Source organism: Robinsoniella peoriensis (assembly GCF_000797495.1).
In the GTDB taxonomy this organism is placed as follows: Bacteria; Bacillota; Clostridia; order Lachnospirales; family Lachnospiraceae; genus Robinsoniella; species Robinsoniella peoriensis.
In genome coordinates this window covers 191,267-205,117 of record NZ_JTGN01000011.1, presented here as the reverse complement: position 1 = coordinate 205,117, position 13,851 = coordinate 191,267, and the positions used below count along the sequence as shown (strand labels likewise).

General features: G+C 37.8%; 10 protein-coding genes. All 10 read left to right on the top strand.

Translation table 11 applies throughout. The features are described from left to right. Positions 1-162 precede the first annotated feature (162 nt). The 10 genes from QR40_RS21290 to QR40_RS21245 all read left to right on the top strand — a co-directional run bounded on the left by QR40_RS21290 (position 163) and on the right by QR40_RS21245 (position 13,848). A complete protein-coding gene (locus QR40_RS21290) occupies positions 163-1,686 on the top strand; it encodes an amino acid adenylation domain-containing protein (protein WP_044296671.1) in 1,524 nt (507 codons plus the stop codon). Continuing rightward, positions 1,679-2,563 carry a formyltransferase family protein gene (locus QR40_RS30125; RefSeq protein ID WP_052430979.1) on the top strand — a complete coding sequence of 295 codons (885 nt, stop codon included), beginning with the start codon at positions 1,679-1,681 and terminating at the stop codon, positions 2,561-2,563. Before QR40_RS21290 ends, QR40_RS30125 begins: the two co-directional genes overlap by 8 nt. 1 nt (position 2,564) lies before the next feature. Beyond that, the gene (locus QR40_RS21280) at positions 2,565-2,798 is read left to right on the top strand and encodes an acyl carrier protein (RefSeq protein WP_044296670.1); all 234 of its coding nucleotides are present in this window, start codon (positions 2,565-2,567) and stop codon (positions 2,796-2,798) included. Between the two features lie 3 nt (positions 2,799-2,801). Then, positions 2,802-4,400 (top strand): MBOAT family O-acyltransferase, encoded by a 1,599-nt coding sequence (locus QR40_RS21275; protein ID WP_044296669.1) that lies wholly within the window; start codon positions 2,802-2,804, stop codon positions 4,398-4,400. Between the two features lie 116 nt (positions 4,401-4,516). Beyond that, positions 4,517-7,243 (top strand): YfhO family protein, encoded by a 2,727-nt coding sequence (locus tag QR40_RS21270; protein WP_044296668.1) that lies wholly within the window; start codon positions 4,517-4,519, stop codon positions 7,241-7,243. Positions 7,244-7,383: 140 nt separating this feature from the next. Continuing rightward, complete coding sequence (locus QR40_RS21265; protein WP_044296667.1) at positions 7,384-10,131, top strand: YfhO family protein; 2,748 nt, start codon at positions 7,384-7,386, stop codon at positions 10,129-10,131. A gap of 169 nt (positions 10,132-10,300) precedes the next feature. Further along, positions 10,301-11,377 (top strand): dTDP-glucose 4,6-dehydratase, encoded by a 1,077-nt coding sequence (rfbB, locus tag QR40_RS21260; protein WP_027296812.1) that lies wholly within the window; start codon positions 10,301-10,303, stop codon positions 11,375-11,377. Positions 11,378-11,441: 64 nt separating this feature from the next. Further along, positions 11,442-12,311, top strand: coding sequence for a glucose-1-phosphate thymidylyltransferase RfbA (gene rfbA, locus QR40_RS21255; RefSeq protein WP_027296813.1), 870 nt, complete (start codon positions 11,442-11,444; stop codon positions 12,309-12,311). A 165-nt stretch (positions 12,312-12,476) separates the two neighbouring features. Next, complete coding sequence (gene rfbC, locus QR40_RS21250) at positions 12,477-13,028, top strand: dTDP-4-dehydrorhamnose 3,5-epimerase (RefSeq protein WP_044296714.1); 552 nt, start codon at positions 12,477-12,479, stop codon at positions 13,026-13,028. Between the two features lie 13 nt (positions 13,029-13,041). Then, a complete protein-coding gene (locus tag QR40_RS21245; RefSeq protein WP_027296815.1) occupies positions 13,042-13,848 on the top strand; it encodes an ABC transporter permease in 807 nt (268 codons plus the stop codon). Positions 13,849-13,851: the final 3 nt, after the last annotated feature.

Sequence of the window (13,851 nt, the reverse complement as noted above, 5' to 3'; positions counted from 1 at the left end):
GGGTGTAGGAGGCGCAGACTTCTGCACCCGTTTTTTGATTATAATCAAAAAATCATTAATGGTTAATTATTCATTTGCATGAGGAAAATGATTTACAAATATTGCAAATATATTAAAAATATGTTATTGTAGTATGAATCATGTTTGATCAGGGAGGTCATAATGCAGAGGAATATTTTGGATTTTCTGGAGAACGCTGCACTGCAGTATCCGGAGAAAAAAGCATTTTCAGATGAATTAAAAAGTATTACCTATAGAGAATTACAAGAGCAGGCGAAAGCGGCAGGAAGCCGATTGACAGAAGAAATGGGAAACAGAACAGGTAAGCCTGTCGTTGTTTTAATTGACAGGGATGTTGACAGTATCATTGCGTTTATGTCTGTGGTTTACAGCGGCAATTTTTATGTTCCGGTAGATGGGACAATGCCTGCTAAGCGTATTGAACTGATTCTGGAAACTTTATTGCCTGAAATAATAATAGCACCAGAAAAGTTGAGAAAAAATTTATCAGATGTTCCATATGAATGTAAAGTCTATGCCTTAGGGGAATTAAGCTGCCAGCCTGTTAATGAAAAAGAACTGGCGAGAATCAGAAAAGCGGGGCTGGATACGGATCCCCTGTATTCTATTTTTACATCTGGCTCCACCGGTGTACCAAAAGGCGTATTGGTAGGCCACCACTCCGTAATCGATCTGGTTGACAATTTTGCCAATGAGTTTCATTTTGGTCCTGATTGTATCTTTGGAAATCAGGCGCCATTTGACTTTGACGTGTCGGTAAAAGACATTTATTCTACACTTAAAAATGCAGCGACTATGTATATTATTCCGAAAGTAATGTTTTCATTTCCTGGAAAATTGATTACATATTTGAATGAGAAGAAGGTGAATACAGTAATCTGGGCTGCATCAGCCCTGCGTATTGTGCAGAATCTCAAAGCCCTTGATAAGGAATTACCCCGGCACTTGCGTACAATTATGTTCTCCGGTGAAGTGATGCCGAACCGTGTATTGAACTATTGGCGGAACTATCTGCCGGATGTTCAGTATGTTAACCTGTATGGTCCTACTGAAATTACATGTAACTGTACATTTTATAAGGTAGACAGAGCATTTCAGGATGAAGAGGTCCTTCCAATAGGTAAACCCTTCGAAAACACCGGTATCCTGTTGCTGAATGACAAAAATGAACAGGCAAAGGAAGATGAGACAGGGGAAATCTGTGTAAGAGGAAGTTCTCTTGCACTGGGATATTACAATAATCCGCAGAAAACCCGGGAGGCATTTTGCCAGAATCCACTGAATAATGTTTATCCGGAAATAATTTATCGCACCGGAGATTTGGGTAAATATGATAAAGAGGGAAATTTGATGTTCCTTTCCAGAAAAGATTATCAGATTAAGCATATGGGACACAGAATTGAACTTGGTGAAATAGAAGTAGTAGCCAATGCACTTCCGGTTCTGGATGCGGCATGCTGTATATATGATGAGATAAAAGAGAAAATTGTTATGTTTTATCAGGCGGGAGAAAAGTGTGACAGAGATGTTCTTAAATCTATGGGTCAGAGTCTCCCGAAATATATGTTTCCGAATAAATTAAAATATTATGAATCATTGCCGCTTAACAAAAATGGGAAGATTGACCGCGTATTGTTAAAAAAGGAATATATGGAAAATGAATAAGATGAATATTTGTTATAAGGAAATTATTGTGGTGGGAACAACCCAGCTCGCCGGTCAATGTCTTTCATTTGTGCGGGAAATGAATAAAGATATTTCGGTTTATTTTTGGGATACAGGAGAGAAAGCCAGCGATATTGTGCAGGAATCTTTCAGGAAGGATAATATATCCTATACCACAAAATCGAAAAGAGAGATAATGGATGAACTGAGAAACTGGGGTACGAAAACGTTGGTTTTCAGTATTATGAATCCATATTTATTTCCGGCTGCTGTGGTGGATAACAGTAATCTGAATATCATCAACCTGCATCATGCATTGCTGCCACGTCACAGAGGGCGTAATGGCGAAGCATGGGCTGTTTATGAAGGAGATCAGGAAGCCGGTATAACCTGGCATCGTGTGACACCCGGTGTAGACGATGGAGATATTGTGATTCAAAAACAAACACCTGTTACAGAAGACATGACCTCCATAAAATTGCTGCGTCTGCAGAATAGGCTTGCTTATGAAGGATTTACGGAAGTGTTAGTGGATTTGCTTACGGATAAAGCCGAATACCAAAAACAGATAATTCCCGGCGACAGCAAAATAAATTTGAATAAAAATGTTCCGGGAGGAGGATATCTGGACCTGCAGTGGACAGGGGAGCAGATAAGCCGCTTTCTCAGAACGATGGATTATGGTGTCTTAAAAACACTTGGAACCCCTAAAGTTGAATTTGAAGGCAAGACATATGCCTGGAAAAAGTACAAGATTGAAAGAGAGAGTACCAGACAAGATTCCGTTGTAATGCAGGATGACTGCTTACATATAGATAAAGACGGATATAGCATTTCATTAAAAAAAATATTTGAGACAGAGAAAGGAAGTAAATAGCATGAAAGAAGAATTAATGGAGATTTTGACAGAATTGAGACCCGATGTAGAGTTTGAAGCAGAGACAAAGCTGATTGACGATGGAGTACTGGACTCCTTTGATATTGTATCTTTGGTAGGAGAACTAAATGATGCATTCGATATTGAAATTAATGTAGAACATTTAATGCCGGAAAACTTTAATAATGTGGAAGCAATGCTGCAGCTGATCACTTCCCTACAAGAAGAGGATTAAAATATGGCTTTTGTATCAGGCTCATTCTTGGTTTTCCTTTTCGTAGTATTTACGGCATACTTTCTGACACCGAAGAAATACCAGTGGGTCGTGCTTTTGATTGCCAGCTATACTTTCTATGCATTTTCAGGTGTAAAGTTACTGTTTTTTTTAGTTCTGACAACACTTGTAACTTTTATGACGGGACGTTTACTGGGGAAGGTAAATCAACAAACCTCCCAGTACCTGGCTGCACAGAAGAAAAATCTCAGCAGGGAAGAAAAGAAAGAATATAAAAATAAACAGACTACAAAAAAGAGAAGGATATTATTTTACGCAGTTTTGGTGAATCTGGGTATCCTGATCTTTTTGAAATATTTTAACTTCCTGGCAGGAAATGTGAATTCAGTGATTTCATTGTTTGGAAGTAATGCTAAGATTCCGGTATTGAATCTGCTGCTTCCGCTTGGAATCTCTTTCTACACACTCCAGTCTATTGCTTATGTGGTAGATGTGTATCGAGGGAAGTATGAACCGGACGGAAATATAGCAAAATTTGCATTGTTTATGTCTTATTTCCCTCAGATTGTTCAAGGGCCAATTGCCCGTTATGATCAGCTGGCGCATCAGCTTTATGAATCCCATAAATTCGAGTATAATCGTGTTACACAAGGTGCGCAGCTGATTCTATGGGGATTTATTAAGAAGCTGGTAATAGCAGACCGTCTGGCTGTAATTGTGAATCCCATTTTTGATAATTATCAAAATTATGGTGGAATTTTACTGTTTATCGCAGCAGCAGGGTATGGATTTCAGGTATATGCAGATTTTTCAGGCGGTATGGATATTGCGCGTGGAGTATCACAGATCCTTGGCATAGATCTGGTTCTGAATTTTGAACGCCCGTATTTTGCGCGGTCTCTTGCGGAGTTCTGGCGCAGATGGCATATAACACTTGGAAGCTGGATGAAGGATTACGTATTTTATCCGTTATCCCTGTCAAAACAGTTTTCTAAGCTGGGGAAAGCTACAAGAAAAATTCTTGGCAATTATATTGGCAAAAAACTGCCAACTTTTTTAAGCATGTTTATTGTATTTATGCTGGTAGGTGTCTGGCATGGGTCGAGCTGGAAATATGTGGGATATGGACTCTGGAATGCTGTTATCATTGTCAGCAGTATTTTACTGGAGCCATTTTATATCAGCGTGGCGCAGAAATTCAAAGTAAACACTGAGTGTTTTGGATGGCGGTTTTTCCAGATGGTCCGTACATTTTTGATTTGCAGCTTTGGAAGATTTTTTTCCAGAGGGTTGTCATTTTTAGTTGCTGTCGATATGATTAAGAGAACATTCACGGAATTTAATCCCTGGGTGTTATTCGATGGAACGCTTTTAAATCTGGGATTATCTATTTATAACATATTAGTTTTGATTTTTATGATAATTGTAATGTTAATTGTTGGAAATCTTCAGGAAAAAGGGATACATATCCGGGAATCAATTGCAAGACAGAACCTGTATTTCCGGTGGATGATATATCTGGGTGCACTTATACTAGTATTAGTATTCGGGATATATGGTCCGGGCTATTCAGCAGCAGAATTTATATATCAACAATTTTAACGAGATTTGAAAGGCTATTGGAATCAGAAGCAGGGGCTTTTGTGAAAGGTAGCCTTTTCTTAACATTTCAGGAAAAGAAATAGGGGAGAATGAGAATACCAAAGTGAGGTTATGAAATGAATAAAATATTTTGTGGGTTAAGGAGCACTGATTCCGGAAGTTTAAGGAATCAACGGTTTCATTATTATGCGATTTATACAGTACTGTTTATTCCGGTGGCTTTTTTGTGTTTTTTTGGTTTTTTGTTAGATGGTAAATCCTTGATCTGGAAGGTTGATGGTCTGAATCAGCATTACAGTTCTCTGGTTTATTTTGGGAATTATCTAAGAAGTATTATTTCTTCTTTGTTTTCAACGGGGAAGTTATCCATACCTCTCTGGGACGCTAATATAGGATATGGTTCCGATGTTTTAAGTACCTTAAATTATTATGTCATTGGCGATCCGCTAAATCTTTTGTCCGTATTTGTGCCGGAATCCAAAGTGGAATATCTATATGAATTTTTGATATTCCTGAGAATGTATCTGGCAGGTATTGCCTTTTCTGCATATTGCAGAATGATGAAAAAAGGAAGATTCGCAACACTTTGCGGGACTTTTACATATGCATTTTGCGCTTTTGCACTCTATACAGCCGGAAGACATCCGTTTTTTATTAATCCAATGATATATCTGCCGTTGCTGCTAATTGGAATTGAAAAGATTTTTGCAAATAAAAAGCCTTTCTTTTTTATAGGAATGGTTTTTATATCAGGTATCAGTAATTTTTATTTTTTCTATATGCTAAGTATCCTCATAGTAATCTATGCGGTAATCCGATTCTTTTTCATTTATCGTGAGCATCGTGTTAAAAACTTCTTTTTGTGTCTGAGAAATTTTTCGGGTTATTATCTGACAGGGGTGCTGCTGGCATGTGTGGTATTTTTGCCCAATGCACGGGCTTTATTGTCCAGTGAACGTTTTCAGGTGGACAGAGCTTTTCAATGGTTTTATAATATCGATTATTATAAATCGCTGCCTTTTAATCTGCTGTCTTATAAGATGATAAAGAACTGGACACTATTTGGGTGTGCAGCTATTGTAATACCTGCATTACTATTGCTGTTTTGGGAATGGAAAAAACATAAAGAGCTGGTAATCGGTTTTGTGGTGTTGTCTGCATTCTTTTTATCTCCGGTGGTTGGACGGGTTATGAATGGATTTTCTTATGTTTCAAACAGGTGGTCATGGGGATATTGCTTTTTACTGGCATTCATACTGACAACCATGCTGCCGGATTTATTAAAATTAAAGAAGAAGCAGATTATATTTTTGTCATCCGGGTTAGTCTGCTATTTGATGCTATACCTGTTTCTAACAAGAAAAACAGGTATAGATAAGTCTTTGATACCTTCCTGGATCATTCTGGTAATTACGATTGTTGTTTTGGCAGTATTATCTGTGATGTACACAAAAGGCAGGATTTGCCGAAACAGGATGAAAATATGGTCTTATTTTACCGTTTTTGCTGTAACGGTTTCCAGTATAGTAGTATATGGTAATATGAATTATTTTCCGCGAAATAATAATTGGGATGTTTATGTGACAAAAGGAATGGCTTATCAGGAGGTGGCAAACAGCCAGTCAGGGGCAGCAAACAAGATCGGTGACGATGAGTTTAATCGATTTGAAATTCTGGATCAGGATTCTAATTCTCCGGCTACAAATATGGCGATGCTGAATGGAGTCGCTGGAACCAGCTTTTATTTTAGCCAGTCAGACTGTAATGTATACAGGGCTTTAAGCCAGAACGCCAATCGTTTTTACCACAGTTTTTCTTATAAAAGTCTTGATAACCGTGCGATGCTGGGTACTTTATCAAATGTAAAATATGAAATAATTGAGAAGGGGAAATCAGATAATATTTTTTATGGATATGAACCTTATAGTGATAAAAATACGGAGGGACTGAACTACCAGATATATAAAAACAATTACAGCCTGCCTTTTGGATATACTTATTCCGGTTATATAACTAAGGATGAGTATGAGAATATGAGTCCGTTAAAAAGACAAGAGGCAATGATGCAGGGAGCAGTTCTGGAGCAGGAACCGGCAGGTTTCAATAAAGCAGTCCCCCGATTTTCGGAACGTGAAATACCGTTTCGGATGAAATGCTCGAAAGACATATCCTATAAAAACGGAGTGTTTGTGGTGAAAAAGCCATCAACGGTAACCATAGAATTTGAAGGAGTGGATGCTTCTGAAACCTATCTTTACTTTGAAAGTCTGTTATATCATGGAAAAGGTGACGGCAATTCAATGGCATCTGTCAGTGTAAAAGCAAATGGAATAAGGAAATTTTTATATTTATTAACACCAAATCGCAGATATTTTGAAGGGGTACGCGATCATGCTGTTAATCTGGGATATAATAAAAAGGCATTGAATTCCATCAAAATTAAATTTAAGAATAAGGGAAAATATTCTTTTAAAGACTTGAAAGTGCTTTGCCAGCCAATGGATAATTATATTGGACACATAGAAGCATTAAAGGAAAATTATCTTCAAAACACAGAGTTTGCTGCGAATAAAATCTCCGGAACGATGGAATTGGATTCGCCAAAGTTACTTTGTCTGACCATTCCATATTCAAAAGGGTGGTCCGCTTATGTAGATGGTAACAAAACAGAGATTTTATGTACGAATACCATGTATAGTGGGATTATGCTGGGCAAGGGATCACATTTAATAGAATTAAAATATTTTACGCCAGGACTTAAGGCTGGACTTTTTTGTAGTGCGATAGGTGTGATTATTCTAATAGGAATCAAAAAGGGAAAGCGATGGAAAATGAATAAATAATCACGGCAGTTTTTCTTAATATTTCTTAAAAAGGAAAAGACAGATTGCATGTTTTTAATTAATTTGATAGAATTATGATATTTGAAAGTTACTTACAAAAGAGAAGAGTGTGCATTAGATATTAGAAGTGAGGTTATGAAATGGATGGGATAGTAAGTAAGTTAAAGAAATATGATTCCAAAAGTTTGAGGAATCAACGTATCAATTATTATGTAATTTATACGATATTGTTTATCGCAATTGCTTTTGCATGTTTCCTTGGGTTTCTGCTAGATGGGAAATCAATGATTTGGAAAGTTGACGGACTGAATCAGCATTACAGTTCACTGGCGTATTTTGGAAAATATTTAAGAAGTATTATTTCTACATTATTTTCCACAGGAAAATTGTCTATACCTCTTTGGGATCCGCATATAGGATATGGATCAGATGTATTGAATACCTTGAATTACTATGCAATAGGGGATCCACTCAACCTGTTGGCAGTTTTTGTTCCTGCATCAAAAGCGGATTACCTTTATGAGTTTTTAATTCTTTTAAAAATGTATCTTGCAGGAATTGGATTTTCTGCTTTTTGCAGGATGATGAATAAGGGGCGTTTTGCAACGCTTTGCGGAGCTTTTACCTATGCTTTTTGCACATTTGCTCTGTATACAGCAGGGAGACATCCGTTTTTTATCAACCCTATGATATACTTGCCGCTGCTTTTGATTGGAATAGAAAAAATATTTGCAAAGAAAAAGCCCTATTTTTTTATTGCTATGGTTTTTATATCCGGAATTAGTAATTTTTACTTTTTCTATATGTTAAGTATATTAATTGTAGTTTATGCAATTATCCGATTTTTTTTCATATACCAGGAGCACAGGATCAAGAATTTCTTTTTGTGTCTTAGAAATTTTGCGGGGTATTATATTACCGGAGCGCTGATGGCGTGTGCTCTGTTTTTGCCAAATGCACTGGCGTTAATGTCCAGTGAACGATTTAGTGTAGAACGTGCTTTTCAACTGTTTTATAACAGCCAGTATTATAAAGCGCTGCCATTTAATCTGTTATCAAATAAAATGATCGGTAATTGGACGCTGCTTGGCTGTGCGGTTATTGTAATACCAGCAGTATTTTTGTTAATTCTGGAATGGAAAAAACATAAAGAACTGGCAATTGGGTTTGTGGTTTTGTCTGTATTTTTTATGTTTCCGATTATTGGACGGGCAATGAATGGTTTTTCTTATGCTTCGAACAGATGGGAGTGGGGGTACTGCCTCCTGCTGGCATTTATTCTGACAACAATGATGCCTGATTTACTATGTTTAAAGAAAAAGCAGATAGCATTCATTTCCGGAGGAATTCTTTGTTACCTGCTGATCTACCTGCTCCTGACGATAAACAGGGGGATTGATAAATCTTTAGTTCCATCGTGGATTATACTATTTATTACCCTTGGAGTATTAGCTGCCATATCTCTAAATAAGAAGAAAGACAATATTTTAAAATGCAGTCCAAACAATCTGTCTTATCTCGCCGTACTTGCTGTGACGGTAGCCAGTATAGCAGTGTATGGCAATCTGGATTATTTTCCGAGAAAGGGTAATCTGGATATTTATGTAACAAGAGGAGAAGCTTACCATGAAGTGGTAAATGGACAGGCCGGGGCAGCGAACAAGATAGGAGACAAAGAGTTTAACCGCTTTGAAATTCTGGACCAGTCCCCCAGTTCTACAGCTGGAAATATGGCAATGCTGAATGGTGTCAGCGGAACCAGTTTTTACCTCAGTCAGTCTGACAGTAACGTATACAATGCTTTAAGTGAAAATGCCAACCGTTTTTACCATAGCTTTTCCTATAAAAGTCTGGATAACCGTGCAATGCTCGGTACTTTATCTAATGTAAAATATGAGATAGTGGAAAAGGGCAAATCCGATAATATATTCTATGGATATGAAACCTATACGGATGAAAAGACGGATGGGCTTGATTATCAGATCTATAAAAATAAATACAGTCTTCCTTTTGGTTACACCTATTCCGGCTATATAACAAAGGAACAGTTTGATAACCTGAGCCCTCTAAAAAGACAGGAAGCGATGATGCAGGGAGCGGTGTTAGAGCAGAAGGTTACAGATCTGAATGAGGCAGAGCCGCAGTTTACGGAGAAGGAAATACCATTTGAAGTAAAGTGCTCTAAAAATGTTACATACAAAGATGGTGTATTTAAAGTGAAGAAGGAATCTTCCGTGACCATAGAATTCAAGGGAGCAGAAGCATCCGAAACATATCTTTATTTTAAGGACCTGCTTTTTGAAGGAGGCAATGAGCGTAATTCGAAGGCATTAGTCAGCGTAGGGGCTAATGGCATACACAAGTATTTATATTTGCTGTCACCTGATCGAAGATCTTTTGAGGGAATACGGGACCATGCTGTGAACCTTGGCTATAGTAAAGACTCATTGAACTCAATAAAAGTGAAATTCAAAAATAAAGGCAAATATTCATTTAAAGACATGAAAGTTATCTGCCAGCCAATGGATAATTACCCTGCCCAGGCAGGAGAACTGAAAGCAGAGCATCTGGAAAACACAGAATTTGCTGCCAACAAAATTTCAGGTACCATTGACCTTGCTTCCTCAAAGCTTCTTTGTCTGACGATACCGTACTCAAAAGGCTGGACAGCTTATGTGGATGGCAAAAAAGCTGAAATTTTGCGTACGAATACCATGTATAGCGGTATTGTACTGAATAAGGGGAAGCACGTAGTGGAATTAAGATACTTTACTCCAGGACTTAAGGCAGGGCTGCTGTGTACACTGATGGGAGTGGTTTTTTTGGCAGTTATTATTATTTATCATAAAAAGAAAAAATCAGTGAGTACTGATAGAAAATCGGAGTAACTTATCAAAAACGGAAAACAGAAATGGGATAGATAATGGCAGACTGTGTGAAAAATTGCCGAAAACAAATATTCCTTGCTGTAACCTGCAATATTTGATATAATACCCGTAGCGCAATTCAAAACAGCGCATTTTGGCGCTTTATAAACAAAATTTGGAGGAATAAAAAGTGAGAACATATCTGGTAACAGGAGGGGCAGGCTTTATAGGCTCTAATTATATTCATTATATGTTTAAGAAATATGACAGCGAAATTCGTATCATCAATGTGGACTGTCTGACCTATGCAGGAAATCTTGAGAATTTAAGAAGTGTAGAAAACCGTGATAATTATACCTTTGTAAAGGCTGATATCTGTGACAGTGATGCCATTATGAAGATTTTTGCAGAAAATGATATTGACCGTGTGGTTCATTTTGCGGCGGAGAGCCATGTAGACAGAAGTATTAAGAACCCGGAAGTATTTGTTAAAACAAATGTGTTAGGAACTCTGGTGATGTTAAATGCGGCGAAGGCAGCCTGGGAGCTCCCGGACGGAACTTTTAAGGAAGGCAAAAAATTCCTGCATGTATCTACGGATGAGGTATACGGCTCCTTGGAAAAAGAGGATGAGTTCTTCTATGAGACAACTCCTTATGATCCGCACAGCCCATATTCCGCAAGTAAAGCTTCTTCCGATATGCTTGTAAAATCTTATATGGATACTTATAAGTTCCCGGCAAATATTACGAACTGCAGTAATAACTATGGACCTTACCAGTTCCCGGAAAAACTCATTCCGCTGATTATCAACAATGCACTGCAGGGCAAGAAACTTCCTGTGTATGGTGACGGCAAGAACGTAAGAGACTGGTTATATGTAGAAGACCATGCAAAGGGAATCGATATGGTTCAGGAACAGGGAAGACTTTTTGAAACCTATAATATAGGCGGACACAACGAAAAACAGAATATAGAGATTATTCATATTATCCTGAACACGCTGCAGGAAATGCTGCCCGAAGGGGATCCAAGAAAAGAATTAGTCAGTGAAAATCTGATTACTTACGTGGAAGACCGTAAAGGACATGACAGACGATATGCAATCGCACCGGATAAAATTAAAGCTGAAATCGGCTGGTATCCGGAGACGAAATTTGAAGATGGCATTAAGCTGACAATCAAATGGTTCTTTGAAAATGAAGATTGGATGAAAAATGTGACCAGTGGTGATTATCAGAAATATTACCAAGAAATGTACAAATAAGAAAGCATATAGCAGTGCCCGTACCAAGGCACTGCTCGTTTGCGTTAAATAGGAGGATTATAGAATGAAGGGTATTATATTAGCAGGCGGTTCCGGAACAAGATTGTATCCGCTTACAAAGTCAATTTCAAAACAGATTATGCCGGTTTATGATAAACCGATGATTTACTATCCGTTGTCCATTTTGATGCTGGCCGGAATCAAAGAAATTTTAATCATATCTACACCAAGGGATATTACGGTTTTCGAAGATTTGCTGGGAGATGGTTCACAATTGGGACTCCAGATGTCCTATGCTGTACAGACGGAGCCCAGAGGATTGGCAGATGCTTTTATTGTTGGTGAAGAATTTATCGGAAAAGATAGTGTAGCGCTGATTTTGGGAGATAATATATTTTATGGACAGAGTTTCTCTAAAATTTTAAGAGATGTAGCATCAAGAGAAAAAGGTGCTACTATTTTCGGATACTATGTCAGAGATCCGAGAGAATATGGTGTGGTAGAATTTGATGAAGATGGGAAAGCTTTATCTATTGAAGAAAAACCGGAACATCCAAAGTCGAACTATGCAGTTCCAGGATTGTATTTTTATGACAATGATGTAGTGGAAATTGCCAAAAACGTAAAACCGTCAGCCAGAGGGGAAATAGAAATCACCAGTGTCAACAATGAATATTTAAGGAGAGGTACCCTTCATGTAGAGACCCTTGGGAGAGGATTTGCGTGGCTGGATACCGGTAACCATGATTCACTGTTAGATGCAGCAGATTTCGTTGCGGCATTCCAGAAACGTCAAGGCCTTTATATTTCCTGCATTGAGGAAATTGCTTACCGCAGAGGATTTATAAACAAAGAGCAGTTGATTGAACTCGCTCAGCCGCTTCTTAAGACGGAATATGGCCAGTATCTTATGGAGATTGCAAACGGTCTGTAAAATTCCCGGCAGTCCATATATTTTTAAATTAAGATTTTTATGTAGTTGAAAGAGGTAAAGGCTGAAAGAAAATTATGATACAGAAAGGAAGCCACGATGTAATTCTTTCAGTGTATTATTGTGGCAGTATTGCAGGCTTGCCTGCAATATACAATGGGTAAAAAAATGGGTAAGATTACAGTAGAGACATGTGATATAGAAGGTTTAAAAGTGATTACACCTGCCGTTTTTGGCGATGAACGTGGTTATTTTATGGAGACATACAATTATAATGACTATAAAGAAGCTGGGATTGACATGGAATTTGTTCAGGACAATCAGTCAATGTCTAAAAAAGGTGTACTGCGTGGTTTACATTTTCAGATTAATTTTCCTCAGGACAAATTAGTTCGTGTTGTTTCCGGCGAAGTATTTGATGTTGCCGTGGACTTAAGGGAAGGATCTAAAACTTATGGAAAATGGTTTGGTGTAGTGCTTTCGGCAGAAAATAGAAAGCAGTTTTTTATACCGAAGAATTTTGCACATGGCTTTGTTGTATTGTCTGACACTGCAGAGTTTGCTTATAAATGTACGGATTTTTATCATCCGAATGATGAAGGCGGACTGGCATGGAACGATCCTGAAATTGGGGTTGAATGGCCGATTCCTGCTGATATGCAGCTCATTATTTCTGACAAAGATCAGAAGTGGGGCGGCATTGCGACACTGAAGAAATAATAGAGGTAGTTAAATGTTAAGTAGAATATTTTCCCTGCCGGCGGAGCTTTACCAGAATCGTAAACTGGTAATGCAGCTGGCAAAAAATGATTTTAAAACGAAATATGCAGGATCTTATCTTGGGATTATCTGGGCATTTGTCCAGCCGATTGTAACAGTTCTTGTATATGCGTTTGTATTTTCCAAATTAAGATCCGGACCGGTGCGGGACGTGCCATTTGTTTTATGGCTGGTTGCTGGTCTGGTGCCATGGTTTTTCTTTTCGGACGGACTAAACAATGGGACGAATGCTTTTATCGAGTACAGCTATCTGGTTAAGAAAGTAGTTTTTAAGATTAGTATTCTTCCCGTTGTAAAAGTAATATCTGCATTGTTTGTACATTTGTTCTTTATTTTAGTGGTTCTTTTTATGTATACGGTGTCGGGACACTATCCAACCCTTTATGCTCTGCAGATTATTTATTATACTTTCTGTATGTTTGTAATGGTATTGGCACTGTCTTATGTAACCAGTGCAATTGTTATTTTTTTCAGGGATTTAACCCAGATTATCAATATTGTTTTACAGGTAGGAGTCTGGATGACACCGATTATGTGGAATTTTGAGGATTTGCGCATAACAGGGATACTGGCAGTGATCTTTAAACTGAATCCAATGTATTATATTGTGTTTGGCTACCGCGAAGCTTTAATTGATAAAGTAGGCTTTTGGAATCATCCCTGGCAGACACTTTATTTCTGGGTTTTTACAGCAGTAATATTCTTAATAGGTGCCAAGCTTTTTAGAAAATTAAAGGTACATTTTGCAGATGTTTTGTAGGAA